The 19,232-nt window shown below is 69.4% G+C and carries 19 protein-coding genes, 1 tRNA gene and 1 other RNA gene; 8 read left to right on the top strand and 13 right to left on the bottom strand.

Going from position 1 to position 19,232, the window contains the following annotated elements:
• Nucleotides 1–29 precede the first annotated feature (29 nt).
• The 7 genes from AB1578_02345 (at nucleotide 30) to AB1578_02315 (ending at nucleotide 8,146) form a co-directional block, all read left to right on the top strand.
• The gene (locus AB1578_02345) at nucleotides 30–902 is read left to right on the top strand and encodes a xanthine dehydrogenase family protein subunit M (GenBank protein MEW6486737.1); all 873 of its coding nucleotides are present in this window, start codon (nucleotides 30–32) and stop codon (nucleotides 900–902) included.
• 126 nt (nucleotides 903–1,028) lie between these two features.
• Nucleotides 1,029–1,529 (top strand): (2Fe-2S)-binding protein, encoded by a 501-nt coding sequence (locus AB1578_02340; protein ID MEW6486736.1) that lies wholly within the window; start codon nucleotides 1,029–1,031, stop codon nucleotides 1,527–1,529.
• Nucleotides 1,522–3,834, top strand: coding sequence for a xanthine dehydrogenase family protein molybdopterin-binding subunit (locus AB1578_02335; protein ID MEW6486735.1), 2,313 nt, complete (start codon nucleotides 1,522–1,524; stop codon nucleotides 3,832–3,834). Before AB1578_02340 ends, AB1578_02335 begins: the two co-directional genes overlap by 8 nt.
• 84 nt (nucleotides 3,835–3,918) lie before the next feature.
• Nucleotides 3,919–4,731, top strand: coding sequence for a selenium-dependent molybdenum cofactor biosynthesis protein YqeB (yqeB, locus tag AB1578_02330; GenBank protein MEW6486734.1), 813 nt, complete (start codon nucleotides 3,919–3,921; stop codon nucleotides 4,729–4,731).
• A 263-nt stretch (nucleotides 4,732–4,994) separates the two neighbouring features.
• Nucleotides 4,995–6,020, top strand: coding sequence for a TRAP transporter substrate-binding protein (locus tag AB1578_02325; GenBank protein MEW6486733.1), 1,026 nt, complete (start codon nucleotides 4,995–4,997; stop codon nucleotides 6,018–6,020).
• A gap of 333 nt (nucleotides 6,021–6,353) precedes the next feature.
• Nucleotides 6,354–6,842: a TRAP transporter small permease gene (locus tag AB1578_02320; protein MEW6486732.1), complete on the top strand. Its 489-nt coding sequence runs from the start codon at nucleotides 6,354–6,356 to the stop codon at nucleotides 6,840–6,842.
• Nucleotides 6,842–8,146, top strand: coding sequence for a TRAP transporter large permease (locus AB1578_02315; GenBank protein MEW6486731.1), 1,305 nt, complete (start codon nucleotides 6,842–6,844; stop codon nucleotides 8,144–8,146). The genes AB1578_02320 and AB1578_02315 overlap by 1 nt, the downstream gene beginning before the upstream one ends.
• A gap of 98 nt (nucleotides 8,147–8,244) precedes the next feature.
• Here the strand turns inward: AB1578_02315 and AB1578_02310 are convergent, their stop codons facing one another.
• The 13 genes from AB1578_02310 to AB1578_02250 form a co-directional block, all read right to left on the bottom strand.
• Nucleotides 8,245–8,667, bottom strand: a complete 423-nt coding sequence (locus tag AB1578_02310; protein MEW6486730.1) for a thioesterase family protein — start codon at nucleotides 8,665–8,667, stop codon at nucleotides 8,245–8,247.
• A gap of 118 nt (nucleotides 8,668–8,785) precedes the next feature.
• Nucleotides 8,786–9,340, bottom strand: coding sequence for a flavodoxin family protein (locus AB1578_02305; GenBank protein MEW6486729.1), 555 nt, complete (start codon nucleotides 9,338–9,340; stop codon nucleotides 8,786–8,788).
• A gap of 57 nt (nucleotides 9,341–9,397) precedes the next feature.
• The gene (locus AB1578_02300) at nucleotides 9,398–10,042 is read right to left on the bottom strand and encodes a response regulator transcription factor (GenBank protein MEW6486728.1); all 645 of its coding nucleotides are present in this window, start codon (nucleotides 10,040–10,042) and stop codon (nucleotides 9,398–9,400) included.
• 126 nt (nucleotides 10,043–10,168) lie between these two features.
• The gene (locus AB1578_02295) at nucleotides 10,169–11,911 is read right to left on the bottom strand and encodes a HEAT repeat domain-containing protein (GenBank protein MEW6486727.1); all 1,743 of its coding nucleotides are present in this window, start codon (nucleotides 11,909–11,911) and stop codon (nucleotides 10,169–10,171) included.
• Nucleotides 11,908–12,480 carry a TlpA disulfide reductase family protein gene (locus AB1578_02290; GenBank protein ID MEW6486726.1) on the bottom strand — a complete coding sequence of 191 codons (573 nt, stop codon included), beginning with the start codon at nucleotides 12,478–12,480 and terminating at the stop codon, nucleotides 11,908–11,910. Before AB1578_02290 ends, AB1578_02295 begins: the two co-directional genes overlap by 4 nt.
• 53 nt (nucleotides 12,481–12,533) lie before the next feature.
• Nucleotides 12,534–13,643 (bottom strand): multiheme c-type cytochrome, encoded by a 1,110-nt coding sequence (locus AB1578_02285; protein MEW6486725.1) that lies wholly within the window; start codon nucleotides 13,641–13,643, stop codon nucleotides 12,534–12,536.
• Between the two features lie 4 nt (nucleotides 13,644–13,647).
• Entirely contained in the window at nucleotides 13,648–14,232 is a 585-nt protein-coding gene (locus tag AB1578_02280) for a TlpA disulfide reductase family protein (protein ID MEW6486724.1), read from the bottom strand.
• Nucleotides 14,222–14,764, bottom strand: a complete 543-nt coding sequence (locus AB1578_02275) for a TlpA disulfide reductase family protein (GenBank protein ID MEW6486723.1) — start codon at nucleotides 14,762–14,764, stop codon at nucleotides 14,222–14,224. Before AB1578_02275 ends, AB1578_02280 begins: the two co-directional genes overlap by 11 nt.
• Before the next feature lie 119 nt (nucleotides 14,765–14,883).
• Nucleotides 14,884–15,239, bottom strand: an RNA gene (gene rnpB / locus AB1578_02270) — RNase P RNA component class A.
• Between the two features lie 97 nt (nucleotides 15,240–15,336).
• Entirely contained in the window at nucleotides 15,337–16,059 is a 723-nt protein-coding gene (locus AB1578_02265; GenBank protein MEW6486722.1) for a C4-type zinc ribbon domain-containing protein, read from the bottom strand.
• A 22-nt stretch (nucleotides 16,060–16,081) separates the two neighbouring features.
• Nucleotides 16,082–17,239 carry a Nif3-like dinuclear metal center hexameric protein gene (locus AB1578_02260; protein MEW6486721.1) on the bottom strand — a complete coding sequence of 386 codons (1,158 nt, stop codon included), beginning with the start codon at nucleotides 17,237–17,239 and terminating at the stop codon, nucleotides 16,082–16,084.
• Between the two features lie 83 nt (nucleotides 17,240–17,322).
• A tRNA-Ile gene (locus AB1578_02255) sits at nucleotides 17,323–17,399 on the bottom strand.
• A 239-nt stretch (nucleotides 17,400–17,638) separates the two neighbouring features.
• Complete coding sequence (locus AB1578_02250) at nucleotides 17,639–17,989, bottom strand: cytochrome c3 family protein (protein ID MEW6486720.1); 351 nt, start codon at nucleotides 17,987–17,989, stop codon at nucleotides 17,639–17,641.
• A gap of 273 nt (nucleotides 17,990–18,262) precedes the next feature.
• Here AB1578_02250 and AB1578_02245 point away from each other — a divergent pair, with 273 nt between their 5' ends.
• Complete coding sequence (locus tag AB1578_02245; protein ID MEW6486719.1) at nucleotides 18,263–19,198, top strand: helix-turn-helix domain-containing protein; 936 nt, start codon at nucleotides 18,263–18,265, stop codon at nucleotides 19,196–19,198.
• The last annotated feature ends 34 nt before the right edge of the window (nucleotides 19,199–19,232 follow it).

Below are 19,232 nucleotides of genomic sequence, written 5' to 3'. Positions count from 1 at the left end.
GGGGGAGGGGGAACTGCGAAGGATTTGGCATGCACGCCTTCGAGTACCTGCGCCCCGAGACCCTGGAAGAAGCCCTGGCGTTCCTCGCGGGCCGAGAGGGGGCCGTGCCCGTGGCCGGCGCCACGGACGTGTGGGTGGGCATCCAGGGGAAGAAGATCGCCCCTTCCGCCCTGGTTTCCCTGCGGCGCATCCCAGGCCTGGCGGGGATTCGGGAGGAAGGGGGCGCCGTGACCCTGGGTGCTGCGACGACCCACGCCGCGGTGGAGGACTCGGCCCTCCTCCGGGAGCGCCTGCCGGCCCTCCACCGGGCGTGCTCGGCGGTGGGCTCGCGCCAGGTGCGAAACGTGGGCACGGTTGGCGGGAACCTCTGCAACGCCGCGCCGTCGGCCGACAGCGCGGTGCCGCTGCTCCTCTACGACGCCGTGTGCGTGGCCCGGGGGCCCGGGGGGGAGCGGGCGATCCCGGTCGCGGAGTTCTTCCTGGCCCCGGGCAAGAACGCCCTGGATCCCGGGGAGATCCTCGTCCACATCCGGGTGCCGGCGCCCACACCCTCGGGGCGCACCTACGCCGACTACTGGAAGCTCACCCGCCGGAAGGCCGTGGAGCTCCCCATTCTCGGGGTGGGGGTGCGGGTCAGTCTGGACGGCGACGGGGTAGTTCGCCAGGCCCGGGTCGCCCTGGGGGTGGCGGGGCCCACTCCCCTGCGGGCCCGAGCCGCGGAGGCTGCCCTGGAGGGACGGCCCCTCACCCGGGAGACCGCCGCCGCGGCCGCCGAGGCTGCGGCCCAGGAAGCCCAGGTCCGCGACTCCTGGCGGGGCAAGGCCTGGTACCGCCGCCAGATGATCCGGGTGCTGGTGCCGAGGGTTCTGGAGCGGGCGGGTGCGCTGGAGGGGGAAGTCTAGAACCCCGGTATCGCTATCGGTATCGACGCCGGCCCCGATGTCGATACCGATTCCGACGGGCTGAAGGGCTGGAACGTCTGTCTCACGCTTCACGTCTCACGCTTCACGATCCTAGAGGTCCAAACCATGGAAGAAGTCGTCCGATTCACGGTCAACGGCGAGGCGGTCTCGGTGCGGGCGGGGGCCGGGTGGAACCTGCTCCGGGTGCTCCGGGAGGGGCTGGGGCTCACCGGCGCCAAGGAAGGGTGCGGCGCGGGGGAGTGCGGCGCGTGCACCGTACTGGTGGACGGGGCGGCGGTGAACGCGTGCCTGTTTCCGGCCCCGGAGGCGGAGGGCCGCAGCGTGGTCACCATCGAGGGCCTGGCGGCACGGGAAGAGGCGGGCGGGGTGGGGCGGCTCCACCCCATCCAGCAGGCCTTCGTGGACCACGGGGCGGTGCAGTGCGGGTTCTGCACGCCGGGCATGGTGCTCTCGGCCAAGGCGCTCCTCGACCGGTCCCCCGAGCCCGACGAGGCTGAGATCCGGACCGCGCTCGCCGGCAACATCTGCCGGTGTACCGGCTACACCCAGATCCTCGAGGCGGTGCGGGCCGCCGCCCAGGCCCGCCGGGAGGTGCCCCGTGGCTGACCTGTGCGCCGTCGGCAAGGCCATCCCCAAGGCGGACGCCGGCGAGAAGGTCGTCGGCCGCTCGGTGTACGTCCACGACCTGGTGCTCCCCGGCATGCTCCACGGCCGCATCCTCTACTCCGAGCGGGTGAGCGCCCGCATCGTGGCCGTCGACACCGCCGAGGCGGAGAAGGTTCCCGGGGTTCGGGCCGTGATCACGGCCGAGAACACCCCGGAGATCCGCTTCGGGTTCCTCAAGGACAACACGGCCCTCAAGAAGGGGCGGGTGCGCCAGTACCGGGACGAGGTCGCGGCGGTGGCGGCCACCACCCCGGAGGCGGCGGCCGAGGCCCTGGCACGGATCCGGGTCACCTACGAGGACCTGCCCGCGGTCTTCGACCCGGAGGCCGCCCTGGCGGAGGGCGCGCCCCGGCTCCACGACGCGGACGCCAAGGGCAAGCCCGTGAAGGACAACCGCCTTCGCCTGCCGTGGAAGGTGGAGGCCGGCGACGTGGCCGCGGGGGAGGCGGCGTCGGCCTTCGTGGCGGAGGGGGAGTACGAAGCGGGGTGGGTGACCCACTGCTGCATGGGCACCTCCGGGTGCGTGGCGAGCTTCGACACCCGGGACAACCTCACCGTCCACTCCAACACCCAGATCCCGAGCCTCGCGAAAAACGACTTCCAGGAGGCCCTCAAGGCCATGGGGGTGAAGGGCCGGGTGCGGGTGGTGAACACCGCCGTGGGGGGCGGCTTCGGCTCCAAGCTCGACACCTACGCCTACGAGTACATCGCGATCCTCCTGGCGCACCGGACCCGGAAGCCCGTGAAGATCGTCTTCGGCCGGGAGGAGGAGTTCGTCGCCACCTCGCCGCGACAGCCCACCCGCATCCGCATCCGCCAGGGGTGCGACCGCGAGGGGCGGCTCACCTTCCGCGACATCTCCATGGTGCTCGACAACGGGGCCTACACCTCCTGGGGCGCCACCACCCCCACGGTGATGATGATGCCCTCCACGAGCCTCTACCGGGTGCCCAACGTCCGGTTCCAGGCCACCTGTGTCTACACCAACAACACGTACTCCCAGGCCATGCGGGGCTACGGCACCCCCCAGGTGACGTTTGCCATCGAGGCGAACCTGGACGAACTGGCGGAGACGGCGGGGATCGACCCCTACGAGCTGCGCCTCAAGAACGCCAACCAGGCCGGGGACGTGACCCCCCAGGGGTTCCGGCCCGTCACCTGCGGCCACCGGGAGTGCCTGGAGGAGGTGGCGAAGCGCCTCGACTGGACCGCCGCCCGGGCTCGGCCCAGGTCCACCGGCCGCAAGGCCCGGGGGGTGGGCATGGCGTGCCTCATGCACGTGGGGGGCGGGGCCAAGATCTACAAGTCCGACGGCTGCGGCACCATGATCAAGGTGGACGACCAGGGCCGGGTGGACGTCTTCAGCGGGTCCATGGACATCGGCCAGGGCCTCGACACGGTGCTCCGGCAGATCGTGGCCGAGACCCTGGGGGTGCCGGTGGACTATGTGAACGTGGTGGTGGGCGACACCGACGTCTGCCCCTGGGACGTGGGGGTGCACGCCAGCCGCTCCACCTTCGTGGCGGGCAACTCGGCCCTGGCCGCTGCCCGCACCGTGCGCGACCAGATCCTCTCGTTTGCCGAGGAGGTTCTGGAGGCGCCCAAGGAGATCCTGTCCTTGCGCGACGGCCAGGTCGTCTGCAGCGAGGACGCCTCCAAGAACACCCCGCTGGAGAAGATCCTGCGCAAGGCACACTTCGCCACCAGCGGCAACACCATGTTCCTGGCGGCGGAGTTCTTCGAGCCGGCCACGGACCTCCTGGCGGGGGACTTCAAGGGGAACTTCTCGGCCTCCTACGCCTGGGGCTGCCACGGCGTGGAGGTGGAGGTGGACACGGAGACCGGCCACGTGGAGATCGTCAAGTACGTGGCCGCCCACGACGTGGGCAAAGCCATCAACCCCATGCTCCTCAAGGGGCAGATCTACGGCGCCGGGCTCATGGGCGTGGGCTACGCCCTCACCGAGGAGATGATCTACGAGGAAGGCAGGCTCCTGAACCCCAACTTCCGCGACTACAAGATCCTCACCGCGGCGGACACGATTCCGGTGGAGCCGGTGCTGGTGGAGACCGACGACCCGGCGGGCCCCTTCGGTGCCAAGGGCATCGGCGAGCCGGGCCTCGTGCCCACGGCCCCGGCCATCGCCAACGCCATCTACCACGCCGTGGGCGTGCGCCTGCGCACGCTTCCCATGAAGCCCGAGCGCGTGCTGGCCGCGCTCAGAGAAAAGGCGGGCGAACCGTGAACGGTCGGATCGGACCTATCCGTCTGATCCGTCCGATCGGTCCGAAGCTCCAACCGACGACGGACCACTGACCACGGACACCTCATGCGCCTGCACTCGAGCCTCACCGACCTTCGCATCCTCGTCCGGGGCGCCGGCGAGATGGCCTCGGGCATCGCCCACCGGCTCTTGCGGAGCCACCTCAAGGTGGCCCTGACCGAGATCGCCCACCCCCTGGCCGTGCGCCGCAAGGTGAGCTTCTGTGAGGCGGTGTGGGACGGCGCCGCCGAGGTGGAGGGCGTGCGAAGCCGCCGGGTGGGCTCGGCGCAGCAGTTCGATGCGGTGCTGGCCGCCGGGGAGATCCCCGTGCTGGTGGACCCGGGGCTCGCCTGCCTGGAAGCCTGGCGGCCCCACGCGCTCCTCGACGCAGCCGTGGTCAAGCGAAATCTGGGCACCCACCGGGACATGGCCGAGCTGGTGGTGGGCTTCGGCCCGGGCTTCACCGCCGGGGTGGACGTGGACCTCGTCGTGGAGACCAACCGGGGCCACGACCTGGGGCGGCTCCTCTTCGAGGGGGGCGCCGAGCCCAATACGGGCGTTCCCGGCAGCACCCTGGGTTTCGCGGGGGAGCGGGTGCTGCGGTGTCCCCGGGACGGAGTCTTCGAGGCGCTGGCCGAGATCGGCGACCGGGTGGAGACGGGCCAGGCGGTGGCCCGGGTCGCGGGCGTGGAACTCCGCGCCGAGATCTCCGGCGTGCTCCGCGGCCTTCTGCGCCCCGGGCTCGCCGTCACCCCGGGGCTCAAGGCCGGCGACGTGGATCCCCGGGGCGTGCGGCAGCACTGCTTCACTATCTCGGAAAAGGCCAGGGCCCTGGGGGGAAGCGCCCTGGAGGCCGTGCTCGGGCACTTCAACCGGTGAGGCGCAGGCGCAGAGCCGGGAACGGAAGGAGGTTCGGGACAGGATGACAGGATGACGCAGGATGGGTGCAGAGCCGGGATAGGCGGAGGGGGGCGCGGCCGTCGGCTTCGGCCCTCCCATCCTGTTCATCCTGTCATCCTGTCCAGGAAGTTACCCCGTTTGATTTTCTGTGGTGCCTCGGAGGAGAACGGGTGTATGTCTTGACGTCTCGCCGCCCTCTGCTCGGCGGCCGCAACGATCCACCACCAGACAGGAGGCGTACCATGAAGCTGCCCAGCATCCTCTCGCTCCTCGGGGCCGGCCTCGCCGTGGGCCTGCTCGCCACCGGCGCCCTTGCCTCGGACAAGATCAGCCTCACCTATGCCAACTTTCCCCCGGCACCGACCTTCCCGTCCGTGCAGATGGAGAAGTGGCGCGAGACCGTGGAGGCGCGCACCGGGGGCAAGGTCGCGGTCAAGACCTTCCCGGGCTCCACCCTCCTGGACGCCAAGGGCATGATGGACGGGGTCATCGACGGGGTCGCGGACATCGGGTGCCTGGCCTTTCCCTACCAGCCGGGGCGGTTCGAGCTCCTGGAGGGAGTGGACCTGCCGGTGGGGTTCACCAGCTCCAAGGTGGCCAACGCGGTCCTCTGGGACCTTTACGTGAAGTACCAGCCCAAGTCCCTGGAGAAGGTGAAGATCCTCGCCCTCTTTACTGCGCCGCCGGCCCAGGTCATGTCGAAGACTCCCATCCGCGCCCTGGCGGACCTCAAGGGCTACGAGCTTCGGGCCACCGGCGCCGGGGTCAAGCCCCTCCAGCTCCTGGGCGCGACCCCCGTGGCCATGCCCCAGTCCGAGACCCCCGAGGCGCTGCAAAAGGGGATCGTGAAGGGCGTCTTCTCGTCGCTGGACGTGCTCAAGGACTTCAACTTCGCGGAGATGCTGCGCTACGCCACCATCACCGACATGCAGACCACGTCCTTCGGGGTGGTGATGAACCGGAAGAAGTGGGATGCGCTCCCCGATGACGTGAAGAAGGTCTTCGACGACGCGGCCCGGGAGCACTCCCTGTGGGTGGGCGAGTACGTGGACAACCACGGCCGGGATTCGGTGCAGTGGTCGGTGGAGAAGTACGGCCTCGAGGTGATCCGGCTCGCTCCCGAGGAGTACCAGAAGGTCCACGAGACCATGAAGCCGGTCATCGACGAGTGGGTGGCGGGCCTGGCGGCCAAGGGCTTCCCGGCCCGGGAGTTCGTGGGCGATCTCTTCGTGCTCAAGGGCAAGTACGAGGCGGAGCTCGGCAAGTAGGGTGCGGGCCGGGGCGCCCCCCCTCAGAGGGAGGGGGGCGCCCGGTCCCCTTTCTCACGAGGCGGCGCCTCAGACCATCGGGGATTGGGCGGGCAGGAGGGCACGAAACCCTCGAACCACGAAGGCACCAAGACACAAAGGAGATCGCGAAAAGGAGACGTGTGCATTCCTCGTGTCTCTGTGTCTTGGTGGTTCAAACATTGCCTGTGGGGGGCTCCCTCCACCCAAAAGGCCGCGTAGGGTGCGGGCTCCGGTCCGGTGGGGTTCGGTGAGAAACTTGACGCATTACTCAATATTTCGGGACCTCAGCGCCTAGTGGGCGGAGGACGTTCCATGGCCTGGCTGCGGCGAGCCTCGCGGCTCGTCAACCGGTGGATGCTGCGCGCGGCCTCGGCGACCCTGCTCGTCACCATGGGCATCGCGGTGGCCAACATGGTGCTCCGGCCGCTGGGCCGGCCGGTGCAGGGTTCCTTCGAGCTCATGGGGTTCGGAGGGGCGCTGATCGCCGCCTTTGCCCTGGGTTACACCCAGGAGCGCCGCAACCACATCTCGGTCGACATCGTGTTCGAGCGGTTCGGACCCCGCCTCCAGGGGGCCCTGGGCGGGGTGTCCCACCTGGTCTGCGCGGCGTTCTTCGGTCTCGCCGGGTACCGTATCGGGCGTCTCGGCCTCGACCTCATGGGTACCGGCGAGGTCTCGGAGACCCTCCGGGTGGCTTTTCATCCCATCGTCTTCTGCGTGGCCCTGGGGCTCTGGGGGCTGTGCTTCGGCCTGGTCCTCGACGGGATCGGAGCGCTGCGCGGGGAGCGGGAGGAGGGTTGATGGACCCGGTGTCAGTGGGCCTCGCGGGCATCGCGGCGCTGATGGCCGTGATCTTCCTCTTTCGCATGCCCGTGGGCTTTGCCATGGCCCTGGTGGGGTACCTGGGGTTTGCGGTGGTGGTCAACCCCAGGGCCGCCCTGAACATGGCCGGCAGCTCCCTGTGGCAGACGTTTTCGTCCTACGGGCTCACGGTCATCCCGTTGTTCATCCTCATGGGCAATATCTGCTTTGCTGCCGGCCTGAGCGAGCGGATCTACCGGGCGGCCTACACGTGGCTGGGGCACATCCGCGGGGGGGTGGCCATGGCCACGGTGATGGCCTGTGCGGGCTTTGCTGCGATCTGCGGCTCCAACGCCGCGACCGCGGCCACCATGAGCACGGTGGCCCTGCCCGAGATGCGCCGCTTCGGGTACGACAACGCCCTGAGCACGGGTTCGGTGGCGTGCGGGGCCACCCTGGGGGTCGTCATCCCTCCGAGCGTCGTACTGATCCTCATCGGTCTCTCCACCGGGGACTCGATCGCCCGTCTGTTCTTCGCAGCGTTCATCCCGGGGCTGATCCTCACCGGCCTGTTTGTCGCGACGGTGTGGGTCGTGTGCCGCATCCAGCCCGGCGCGGGCCCCCGGGGCCCGAGGACGAGCTGGAAGGAGAAGCTCGCAAGCCTCCCCGGCTCCGTGGAGATGCTGCTCCTGTTTGCCCTGATCATGGGGGGGCTCTTCGCGGGCTGGTTCACGCCCACCGAGGCGGGGGCCGCCGCGGCCTTCTTCGCCCTCGTCATCAGCCTCGCCGGCCGCCACCTGACGTGGAAGAAATTCCTCGGGGCGGTGGACGACAGCATCCGCATGTCGTGCATGATCCTCGTCATCGTGGCGGGGGCGGTAATCTTCGGACGCTTCCTCACCATCACCCGCATCCCCTTCGAAGCGGCCGAGTGGATTACCGGCCTGCCCATTCACCGCGGGGTGATCCTCGTCCTGATGCTCCTGATCTTCGCCGTGGGCGGGGCGATCATGGACGCCCTGGGGCTCCTTATGATCATGCTCCCGATCTTCTACCCGGTGGCCGTGAAGCTCGGGTACGACCCCCTGTGGTTTTCGGTGGTCATCACGGTGGTCACCACCATGGGGGCCGTCACCCCCCCGGTGGGAGTCAACGCCTTCGTAGTGGCGGCCATGTCGCGGGATGTGCCGATGACCACCGTTTTTCGGGGAGTGTCGTACTTCCTGTTCTCGTTCGCCGCCTGCATCGGGATCATGATGGCGTTTCCCGCCACGGCCACGTTCCTCCCGGCGCTGCTGCGCTGAGGAAGTCTCCGGTCGGAATCGGGATCGGGATCGGAATCGAAATCGGACTGGGCTCCGATAGCGATACCGATTCCGAGGTTGGGGCGCACCCCTTCCCCTCACCGCCGCTGCGGCTGTCGGCCCTCCAGGGAGGCGACCCGGTCGATCCAGGCGTCGGTCAGGGGGATTTTGCGGTCGGCGGCGTAGTCGTAGAGCACCTGGGTGCTGCGGGCGCGGGCCACGGGGCGGCCGCCCTCGGCCCGGGCCTCGTACGCGAACTCGAAGCTCGTGCGGCCCACCGATGGGATCCGGATGCCCACCTCCACCTCCGCTCCGTAGCGGGTGGGGGCGAGGAAGTCGCACTGGATCGAAGCGACGATGAAGTTGATGTCCTGGATGGTGCGGGCCTGGAAGGCCGCCTCCCAGTAGCGGGCCCGGGCGATCTCCAGGTAGGTGAAGTACACGGCGTTGTTCACGTGCCCCATCGCGTCGACGTCGCGCCAGCGGACCTCGATCCGGGCGGTGACGGGGTATCCCTCCATCGGTCCTGCCTCCTCAGGGTGTTCCCTTCCACGAGCCGTCGCTTTCGCCCGAGGATTCTCGCCCACCGGGTCGCCCGGGGGGCGGGCGCCGGCCGACGGGGCCGGGTGTGCCGCGAAGTCACCCGCGCAGGGCGGCTCCCATCTCCCGCGCCCGGGCCATGAGCTCGGGCCGTTGGGTCGCGTCCTGGGCGCCCTCCAGGCCGGCCCCCACGAGGGTCGTCGCCCGCAGCCCGTAGGCGGTGAGCACCTTCTCCAAGCTCTCCCGGGTCCAGGCGTAGGCTCCCGGGTCGGGGTGGCCCTGGGTGAGGATGAGCAGGGCGGGGCGCCCCTCCCGCATCCGCAGCGCCCGGTTGCCGTCGCGAAAGCCATACCAGCGATCGAGGTACGACTTGAACAGCCCCGAGGGGTAGCCATAGTAGATGGGGGCCGCGAGCACGAGGGCGTCGGCTCGCCCCGTGGCCTCGAGGACCGGGGTGAGGTCGTCGAGCAGCACGCAGGCATCGGCGGACTCCCGGCAGGCGCGGCACCCGATGCAGCCGCGGAAGGAGAGGTCCGCCAGGGTGAGGGCTTCTGTCGCCTTGCTGCCGCCCGCGCCGTATCCGGCGAGGGCCTCGGCGAGAAGTCGGGCGGAGTTGGCGTCTCTTCTGCCGCTCCCGGCGACGGCGAGGACCATGGGAGCCTTTCGTGTCTCGAAGGAGAGGGGAGGGCGAAGCGCTCTGGGTGGACCGCGTCAGCCCAGGGGCTCGGCCAGGCCGATCTGGACCCCCTTGACCGCTGCCTGGGTGCGGTTCTTCACGTCGAGCTTCTCGAAGAGGCTCACGAGCTCCTTCTTCACGGTCTGCTCGGAGACGCAGAGATCCTCTGCGATCTCGGCGTTGTTCAACCCCTGCACCAGGAGCTTGAGCACCTGGAGCTCCCGGGACGAGAGACCGTAGCGCCTTCGGTCGGTGGCGGCGTGGAGCTTCTGGTCCGCGAGGAACGGGGAGTGGATCTCCTCTCCCCGGTGCACGGCCTTGATGATGCGAACGAGCTCTGCCAGATCCACGTCCTTGAGGACATATCCGGCGATCCCCGCCTTTACGGCCTTGCCCACCTGCGTGGGGGTGTCGTGGAGGGAGAGCATCAGGACCTTGGCGCCCGGCAGGCGCTCGTGGATCAGCCCCGTGGCGCTGATGCCGTCGAGGTTGGGCATGGCCAGATCCATGAGGATCACGTGGGGCTGGTACTTCTCGGCCAGGACCAGGGCCTCCAGGCCGTCCGACGCCGCGCCCACGACCTCGATCTCCGCGTCCAGGTCCAGGACTTCCTGGAAACACTGGCGCAGGAGACGCTGGTCCTCGGCGATGAGCACGCGGATGCACTTGGTCTGGGTCATGTTTCCCGGCCACGGCGAAGACGAGGGCCGGAGACGGCCCCGAGTGCCGGCGGTTACGGTAGCACAGGCGGGAAAACCAACGCAACGCGTCGCGCGCGGCGCGCATGGCGCACGTTCCGCGGGGGCTTATCGCACCTGGCCCTCGGCCCGGAGGGCGGCTTCCACGTCGGGCCAGAGCCCCTGCCCCGGTCCGTCGAGGTACGCCCGCAGGCGGTCCACCCGGGCCGGGTCGCCGGACAAGGATACGAGCACGGCCGAGCGCACGCGGGCGGCTCGGGGCAACCCCCCCCCCACCGCTGCTTCCAGGGCGTCCCATGCTCGCGCGTCGTCGAAGAGGGCGAGTGCCTCCACCGCCTGGTGGGCACCGGGTTCCGAAGGGGGTGCCTGGGTATACCGTACGAGGGCCTCGAGCCCGGGCTGCCCGAGCTTGTGGAGCGCTCGTCCGGCGAGCCACCCCAGGTGGGGGTCGATCAGGTGCCCCAGCACGTCCGGCGCGGCGGAGGGATCTCCGATCTCTCCCAGGATCCAGAGGGCCGCTGCTCGCCGGCCTACGCTCTCGTCACGCAGATGCTCGCGCAGGGCGGGGATCACCGCCGGGCCCAGCCTCACGAGGATCTGGGTTCGCAGGCTCATGGTGGGGTCGTTGGGGCGGGCGGAGAAGAAGAGGTCGGGATTCTCGCCGCCCACCTTCTCCAAGGCGAGGGTCGCGAACCAGCGCAGGTCGTCGTCGCGAAGAGCGTCGAGCAGGGCCTCCACGGCCCGGCCCGTTCCAGAGGTGATGAGACCGGCTGCGGCCGCAATCCGAATCCGGCGCTGGGGGTGGCGCAAGAGCTCGATCATGACCGCTTCGCCCTCCGGGCTCCCGATCTCCCGCAGGGCGTTGAGACACGCCAGCTTTTCGTCCTCCCCGCCGGTGCGGGCGCGCTCGATCAGCGTCTCGACGGCCCGGGGCCCGTACCGCACCAGGGCGGCGCGCGCCGAGTCGGCCACCTCCGGCGATTCGTCCGCGAGCCTCAGGCTCAGGGCGATGACGATGCCCTGGGGCTCCGAGACTGCGGTGCCGAGCTCACCCAGTGCGTAGGCCGCATTGCGGCGGACCCGGGGGTCGGGGTCTCCGAGGGTCCGGAGCAGCGGGTCCACCGCCCGCAGGTCCCCCAGGCCCCCGAGGAGGTAGGCCGCCTCCCGCCGCACTCGGGGGTCGTCGCTCAGGAGGCTCTGGAGCACCGGCTCCACGCTCTTCCTGCCGTAACGCAGGAGGCTCTCGACGATGAAGCTCTCGAGCCCCTTGCCCTCCCGGGTCAGCCGCGAGAGCACCGCCTCCACGGCGCGAGGCCCGCCGATCTGGAGGAGCGCCGTTACGGCGTGCATCCGCACCTTGTCTCGCCGGTCGTCCAGGTATCGAACGAGGGTGGGAACCGCCCTGCGGTCCTGGATCTCCCCCAGGAGGTAGAGGCAGTCCACGACCGTGGCCTCGGTGGCGTTGTCCAGGAGCTCGATCATGGGTCCCACCGCCTGGGAGCCCATGGCCACCAGGGCTCCTCCCACGAGCCAGTTGTTGCGCGTGTGGCGCATTTCCGAGACCAGGCGCGGGACGACGGGGGGGCCCATGGAGGCGAGCATCTCCATGGCTTCCAGGGCCGCGGGGAGGTCGTCTCCCCCCATCACGGCGAGGAGAGCCTGCACTCGCCCGGCTTCGGTGGGGGCGGCGAGGGCGTCGGTTACTGCCGGCGATCCCGACGGCGACCGGCGGGGCAGGGTTCGCACGGCGGCCTCGGCCCCCCCGGAGACCCACAGGAGAGACACGTCAGGGCCCGCCAGGCACAGCCCGGCGAGCCCTGCGAGGAGCAGCGGTAGGAGGTCTCGTCTCACCGCTTGCAGGCGGGATCGGCCAGCAGTTCGTCGAGCACGAAGGGTACCTCGCTGACGCCGTCGGCGTAGTCACCCACGTGGGAGTACCGGATCCGTCCCTGGCAGTCGATGATGACCTTCAGGGGAATGGGGCCCGACAGGCCATACACCCGGGTGGCAACCTCGTACTCGGTGTCGAGGAGGATCGGGTAGCTCAGCTTGTGCTGGTCCTTGAGGGCCTGGATCTTTCGGCGGTCCTTGTCGTCGCCTCGGCTCAGGGTAATGGCCAGGAGCTCGTAGCCCTTGTTCTTGTACTCCTCGTACTCCCGCACCAGACGGGGCATCTCGACCTTGCAGATGTCGCACCAGGTGGCCCAGAACTCGAGCATCACGACCTTCCTGCCCAGGTACTGGGAGAGGGTCACCTGCTGGCCCGTCGTGAACTCCTCCAGGGAGAAGTCCGGAGCCCGGTCCCCGATCTTGAGCTTCATCGCGGTGTCCTGCGCGGTCGCCGAGCCCATCCACCCGGCCACTCCCAGGAGGGCAGCCCCGACGATGGCTCCCAGCTTAGCGCACGTGCTGCTCCTCATGTCCCGCTCCTTTGTTCGCCGCTCGGCAGTCTCTTCGTCGCCCCGGTCCCCGCTCAATGTCTCACCTCCACCGGCCGGCGCCACTGCTCGACGAGCCTCTGTGCCCATTCGAGGCCCTTGTCGGCGTGGCACTTGCCGCAGCGGTTCTCGATGCGTCGATCGTAGCAGTTGTCGGGGTGCAACAGGAAGTATCCGGGCGTGTGAATGTCGAGACGCTCGGTGTTCATGATCTCCGGAGTCTGCGGTACGTGGCAGTCGAGGCAGAGGATCTGGGCGGAATCCGGATGGCGCGAGTGCTCGGCGTACCGGTCCTTGAAGTCGTGGCAGCCCAGGCACAGCCCCATGGCCCCTGCGGCCTCGGGCCGCCTCTCCTCGCTCGCGTCGTAGATACCGCAGACCTCGCACCGCACCTTGGTGTTCGATTCCCGGTCGCTCTTCCACTTGGAGAACTCGCGCAGGATCGCCTGGCTGTTGGTCTCTCCCTCCGGCACTTCCATTGGACGATAGTAGAGCCCCAGGTCCTCGCCCGGCACGTACCCCACCGGAAAGTAGTATTCTCCCGAGTTGTCCTGTCCGCGCACGTGGCAGGCGGCGCAAACCATGTCGCGGCGGTCTTCGGACAGCTTTGCCGGGTTGACGATGGGCTTCTTCCCGCCGCTGGCCGCGTGATTCCATCCCGGACCGTGGCAGGCCTCGCACCCCACGCGGTTCTCCGCGGTGGGGACGTTCGCCCGCGGGTCGTAGGCCGTGACGTGGCACCCCTTGCAGAACTTCGAGTAGGGCTTCTTGCGCCAGGACCACACGTTGTAGGGGCGCCAGGTCTGGGACTGGACGCTCCACAGCTTCGGGAGCACGTAGTAATCGTCGTCGATCTTCTTCATGTAACGCTGGTCCCAGTGTCCCCCGATCGTGAACTCCACGTCGTCGAGGGTGAACCCGAGCCCGGGGACCGAGAAGTCGCCGAGGACGACGGACGGGTTCTGCTTGGCGTCCTGGACCACGGTGGCGTGGAAGGTCTGCTTCCAGCCCTCGTACTTCTCGGCGTGGCACGGGCCGCACCGGTCGCTGCCCGCGTACCCCGGGGGGTCGAAGGCGTCTCCCGACGCCGAGCCCACAGCGGCCACGAGCGTCCACAGACAGAGGACGGCAGTTGCCTTCCCCACGATCTCACCTCCCGAGCAGGGCTTCGATTTCGGCCTCGATGGCGCCTGCCAGCTCCGGCTTGTAGCCGGTGTGAACGGCCCGTACGACCCCGGTGCGGTCGATGAGGACCGTTACCGGAATCAGCCACTGGGTGTAGTGTCTCGCAATGGTCAGGTTGGGGTCCAGCACGTGCGGGTACGCGGGCTCTATCTTCCGCGCCACCAGGGCCTCGGTGAGCTGGGCCGGGCTCGCCCGATCCGTATTGACGCCGATCACCTGGAGCCCCCGGCCTCGATAGCGGGACTGCAAGTCCACCAGGAACTCCATCTCGGCCAGACACGGGGCGCATCGGATACCCCAGAACTGGAGGAGCACCACCTTCTTGCCCACCAACGAAGACAGGCGCACGGTGCCGCCCATGAGCTCGGGGGCGGTGAAGTCGAAGTAGGGTCGCCCCACCTCGACCTTGCCCTCCTCCAGGGGGACGACCGTCTCCAGCTGCCAGACCTCGCCCTGGGGCCGCACCGTGGTGCAGCCCACGCCCAGCCAGAGGGCTGCAAGCAGCAGCAGAAGTCGGCCCCCGGAACCCCGCGCAGGGTCACTGGACAAGCAGCTTCTCCAGCACCTTCACGTAATGGATCTCGTCCCCGTCTTCGTACCCCTCGTGGCGGAACTGCACCACCCCCTGGCGGTCGATCATCACGTTGAGGGGAGCGCCCAGGAGCCCGTAGGCATCGATGACCGCGAAGTCGGTGTCCGGCGCCATGGGGAAGGTGACCCCCGCCGCCTTGAGATCGTCGCGGGTCTCGAACTGCTTCGCAATGAAGGCGGCGTCCACCCCGTCGGCATTCAGACCGATGATGAGCAACCCCTTGTCCTTGTAGGTCTGGTAGAGCTTTTCCAGGACCGGGAGCTCCCGCACGCAGGGGCCGCAGCGAAGGCCCCAGAAGTTGAGCCAGACCACCTTCTTCCCCAGGAGCTCCGACAAGTGGAGCGGCCGGCCCTCCAGGTCCTTGAGCTCGAAGCTCGGCGCGGGCTTGCCCACCCATTCTTCGTCTTCCGAGCTCCAGGAAGGGCCCGCGAGGCACAAGGCGGCCAGAGCGATCAGCACCGTGGCGAACCGAGACGTTCGGCAAGACATGACGAGCCTCCCTTGGATGTCGACGCGTGAGATCGTGACAAATCTTACGAAGTCTAGGCAACCCCCCGTTTCCCTGTCAATCGAAGGTCGGCCGATGCCCCCCAAAAAGGGAAGGGAGGGAGGGCGAGAGGGTCGTAAGCCGGGTTCTGTGCCCCCCTGCGGGGGTGGCAGCCATTCCTCTGGGACCTCGATTCCTCGAGGCCTCGAGCGACCTACCCGGGAGCCTGGGGCGGGCAGCCCTCGTAACGCTCCCCTATTTGGTCTTGCTCCGGGTGGGGTTTGCCGAGCCGGCCCGGTCACCCGGGCCGCTGGTGAGCTCTTACCTCACCGTTTCACCCTTGCCGAACCGGAGTCCGGCGGTCTGCTCTCTGTTGCACTTTCCTTCGGGTCACCCCGACTGGACGTTATCCAGCACCCTGCCCTGTGGAGCCCGGACTTTCCTCCCCGCTGACGGGGCGGCTGCCCGCCCTCTCTCCCTGCCTCCCTTCCTAACTTCGTTCCCGCTAATGCACTGGCGGGCACATACTTCGCCCCGGCCGCCGGGTTGCGCCCCCCCACCGGCCCCTGCCGCTTCACTCTTCGGCCCGGACCTTCGGAGGGATGAGGATGCGGTGGCAGTTGGGGCACTGGATCACCTTGGTGCGCCGCATGATCTCAAGGTACATCTGGGGCGGCAGGCGCATGAAGCACGCGGTGCAGGCCTCGTTCTTGGCGGGCACCACCGCCAGTCCCCCCCGGCGGGAGCGGATGAGGCGGTAGCGGTCCACGGCCTCCCGGGGAAGGCTCTTGAGGATCGACGACTCCTGGCCCTTGCACTCGGCCACGGCGGCGTCGGTTTCCTCCAGCACCCGGGTCAGTTCCTGCTGCGCGGTGCGCGAGCTCTCGCCCAGAGTCTGGAGCTCGCCCCGCAACCCGGCAATCTCGCTCTCCATCGACTCCAGTTCCTGCATCTCCCGGAGCTGGGCTTCCTCCTGTTCGGTGATGGTGTGCTTGGCCGACGCAATCTCCTGGAGCACCGCCTGATACTCCCGGCTCGTCTTGACGTCGCCCAGGCGCCCTTTCACTCGAGCCATCCGGTCCCGCTCGGCCTTGAGCACCAGCTCGCGCTTGCGGCGCTCCATGTCCACGGCCCGCGCCCGCTCCTCCTTGCCGGCAAGGAGAACCGATGCTTCCTGCAAGGAAGCGTCGGCCTTTTCCTTGGCCTGCACGGCGCCCCGGCGCCTTGCCTCCAGGCGGTCCATTTCGTCGGCTACCTCTTGCAGCTTCTCCAGCTGTCCCAGTACGTCTGCGTCCAACGCTTCCTCCTCGCCGCTCGGGTTACAGCAAAGTCTTCTCGCAACGGGCGCCCCGCGGGCCGCCCGAGATCTCCACGGGGAGGAAGGGGTCGGCTTCCCGAAAGGCGCTCACCTCCAGGCCAACGCCGCTGCGGCCGGCCCAGGATGCGAGATGAGCGACCACGACGTCGATCGCCACCCGTTCGCTCGGGGCGTGGCCCACGTCGAGCAGGGCCAACCCGGCCTGCCGAGCCTCGAGGGCCGCGTGGTACTTGACGTCGCCCGTCACGAGCACCTGAACCCCTGCGGCCACGGCCTGGGGCCAAAGGGAGGTGCCGCTTCCGCCGCACACCCCCACCCGCTCCACCACCGCCCGTGGGTCGCCCACCAGGCGCGCCGAACCTGCCCCGAGAACTTGGGCCACATCGCGCGCCCACTCTCCCAGGGTCCGCGGTGCCGGAAGGACCCCCCAGCGGCCGAGCCCTCCCTCCGAGACGGTCCCTTCCAGCGCGTACACGTCCACCGCCGGTTCTTCGTACGGGTGCTCGCGGCGCACCGCGGCCAGCGCACCCGGCAGCGCGCTGCGGCGCACCACGACTTCCCAGCGGGTCTCGTCCGCCCGCTCTTCCTTCCCGGGCTCGCCCAGGAAGGGCCGGGCCCCCTCCCGTGGCACGAATACCCCCATTCCGCGGCATCCGAAGCCGCAGCCCTCATACTTGCCGATCTTCCCCGCGCCGGCTGCGGCCAGCGCGCGGCGCACCGGGTCCTCGTACCCCAGGGGAATGGTGACCACGAGCTTGTACAGGGTCTCCCCCGAACCGAGGCAGCGCACCTCGCCGAGCCCCAGGCACCGTGCCAGGGCATCGTTGACGCCACCCGGGGCACGGTCCAGGCTCGTGTGGGCGGCGTACACCCCCACGTCGGAGCGGATGAAGTCGGCCAGGAGGCGGGGCAGCGGAGTGGAGAGATCGAGACTGGCAGGGGGTTCGAGCAGCAGGGGGTGGTGGGTGACGAGGAGCTGGGCTCGGCGGCGAAGGGCTTCGGAGAGAGCCTGGGGGGAGGGGTCCAGAGCCACCAGGACCGCGTGGACCGGCGCCCGGGGATCGCCCACCTGGAGCCCGCAGCGGTCCCAGGGTTCCGCGAGCCCTGGCGGGGCGAGTTCCTCCAGGGCTCGGGCCACGTCCTCGATGGTGACAACCATCTAGGAGGCGACCTCTCCGCGTTGTGGTTCTCCGGTCTCGAGCATGGGTACGCAGCAAACACCGCACAGGAGGTGGGCGGGGATGGTGGGCCCACCTGGATTCGAACCAGGGACCGACCGGTTATGAGCCGGCAGCTCTCACCAGCTGAGCTATGGGCCCCGATCAAGGGCTGCTGATTATCTACCCCGTCCATGGGCGTGTCAATATCCTGCCCGCGTCCGGTCTGGGCCGTCGTCGTGCGTCCGCTGCACGCCGAACCGTGCAGGTTGCGCGTCGTTGGTGGGGAGCAGGCGCACGCATCGTGTCGCGAATCGTCCGTGGCGGGTCCCGGTTGGAAGGTGAAGGGCGACCCCCCGTGGGGCCGCCCTCCCCGAGCCAACGGCTGACGCCGCTCCTGCTCACTCCTTGTGGCAATCGCTGCACTTGAGCTTGGTGCCGGCGTCGGGCGCCAGGTGGCAGCCCCAACACTTGCCCACGTCTTTGCCGTGGAAGGCGTCGCGGATCTTGAGGACGTCTCCTTCCCCTTCCAGGGTGTGGCACGAGCCGCACCGGAACGTGCCCTCGGCCTCGTTGTGGTGACACTGGACGCAGGTGAACCCCTCGCCCGCGTGCTGGCTGTGGTCGAAGACCACCGGGGCCTTCTTGCCGAAGTTGGTTACCGGAGCGGGCTCCGGGGGCGGGCTCGCCGCCCATGCGGCGGCGGCAAGGGCTGCGGCGATGAGGGCGGTTGCGAGGATGCGTCGGTTCATGGTCTGCCTCCTTGGTGGAAAACCGGGGCGGCCGATTCCGCCCTCTGCCCCCTCTATACGGCCCGCGCGCCGCGTTCGCTAGCCGCATCGGGGGGCATACGGCCTTGTGCCGGGCCGCGTCGGGGCCGTGTCGGATCTGTCCCGGGCCCGTGCCGGGTCGCCCGAGCCCCGTGGAGAATCGGGCGCGGCGCCCGGGGGTGACTTCGGCGCGGGAGTCTGCTAGGTTTCCGATCTCTTGCGGCACGGCCGATGACGCACGGACCAAGGGGAGCCATGACCCTGTTGCTTCGCAAACCGCCCACGGTGCGGCTCGACGGTGAGAAAGTGCGCCTCCTCAGGGAGTCGAAAGGGCTCACCCAGCTCTACGTGGCCGAGGTGGCCCGTGTGAGCGTGGACACCGTGAGCCGCTGGGAGAACAACCGCACCCCCGCCGTAAAGCGCGAGAACGCCCAAGCCTTGGCCGACGCCCTGGAAGTGGACCTGGATTCAATTCTCCAGGAGGAGCCTGCCGCGCCGGAAGGCGCTTCCGCAGCCCCGGCGGCTCCCGAGGCTCAGGAAGAAGGGGAGGGGCGTCCTCGACCCCGTCTCTGGCCCTGGGTAGGCGGGGTGGCGGTCCTCGTCCTCCTGGGGCTCTGGACGCTCTGGCGCGCTGCGGGACCGGCGCCCTTCGTGGTGGAGGGCCAGCGCCGGCTTCCTCTCTACACGCCCCCGGGAACCGAGGTTCCCGTAGTGGTTCACCTGCGTGCGGTCTCGGGGGTTGGGCAAAGGGTGATCCTGCGGGAGACCCTGCCGCCGGGGTGGGCGCTCTTGGGGGCGGAGCCTTCCCCCGACCAGGGGCCGGCCCCGGACGGAACGATCAAGTGGATTCTCACCCTGGAGGATGGTGGAGGTCGGGTCGCCTACCTGGTCCGAGCCCCGCCCGGAGGGACGGAGGGATCGGCGCACCGGTTTTTCGGGGAGGTAGTGACCCCCGGGGCGGATGACGGGAGCAGCGCCGTGCGGGGCGAGGGCCGGATCGACCTCGAGTTCGTACACTGGGCCGATCACAACGCCGATTTCCAGATCAGCGACGCCGAGGTGCTCGACGCCCTGGAACGTCTGGAGGGCGCCCACGGGCTGGGGCTCGACCCGGCGGACCTGCGGGCGCTGTGGGGGGCGCGGGACTACGAGTGGGATCGGACCCGCGGGGGATTCCGGCCCCTGGAGTGACGGACGAGGTGAGGGGCAACCCCATTGCCGAGGG

The organism is Thermodesulfobacteriota bacterium, from assembly GCA_040756475.1.
Lineage (GTDB): Bacteria > Desulfobacterota > Deferrisomatia > Deferrisomatales > JACRMM01 > JBFLZB01.
Note: the sequence above shows the minus strand (reverse complement) of the source record. Positions and strands in the feature narration are given on the sequence as shown.

Excerpts from the sequence above, each read along its gene's own strand:
- AB1578_02345 (MEW6486737.1), top strand. The coding sequence starts at position 30 with ATGCACGCCTTCGAGTACCTGCGCCCCGAGACCCTGGAAGAAGCCCTG.
- AB1578_02340 (MEW6486736.1), top strand. The coding sequence starts at position 1,029 with ATGGAAGAAGTCGTCCGATTCACGGTCAACGGCGAGGCGGTCTCGGTG.
- yqeB (MEW6486734.1), top strand. The coding sequence starts at position 3,919 with ATGCGCCTGCACTCGAGCCTCACCGACCTTCGCATCCTCGTCCGGGGC.
- AB1578_02325 (MEW6486733.1), top strand. The coding sequence starts at position 4,995 with ATGAAGCTGCCCAGCATCCTCTCGCTCCTCGGGGCCGGCCTCGCCGTG.
- AB1578_02320 (MEW6486732.1), top strand. The coding sequence starts at position 6,354 with ATGGCCTGGCTGCGGCGAGCCTCGCGGCTCGTCAACCGGTGGATGCTG.
- AB1578_02315 (MEW6486731.1), top strand. The coding sequence starts at position 6,842 with ATGGACCCGGTGTCAGTGGGCCTCGCGGGCATCGCGGCGCTGATGGCC.
- AB1578_02310 (MEW6486730.1), bottom strand. The coding sequence starts at position 8,667 with ATGGAGGGATACCCCGTCACCGCCCGGATCGAGGTCCGCTGGCGCGAC.
- AB1578_02305 (MEW6486729.1), bottom strand. The coding sequence starts at position 9,340 with ATGGTCCTCGCCGTCGCCGGGAGCGGCAGAAGAGACGCCAACTCCGCC.
- AB1578_02300 (MEW6486728.1), bottom strand. The coding sequence starts at position 10,042 with ATGACCCAGACCAAGTGCATCCGCGTGCTCATCGCCGAGGACCAGCGT.
- AB1578_02290 (MEW6486726.1), bottom strand. The coding sequence starts at position 12,480 with ATGAGGAGCAGCACGTGCGCTAAGCTGGGAGCCATCGTCGGGGCTGCC.
- AB1578_02275 (MEW6486723.1), bottom strand. The coding sequence starts at position 14,764 with ATGTCTTGCCGAACGTCTCGGTTCGCCACGGTGCTGATCGCTCTGGCC.
- AB1578_02260 (MEW6486721.1), bottom strand. The coding sequence starts at position 17,239 with ATGGTTGTCACCATCGAGGACGTGGCCCGAGCCCTGGAGGAACTCGCC.
- AB1578_02250 (MEW6486720.1), bottom strand. The coding sequence starts at position 17,989 with ATGAACCGACGCATCCTCGCAACCGCCCTCATCGCCGCAGCCCTTGCC.
- AB1578_02245 (MEW6486719.1), top strand. The coding sequence starts at position 18,263 with ATGACCCTGTTGCTTCGCAAACCGCCCACGGTGCGGCTCGACGGTGAG.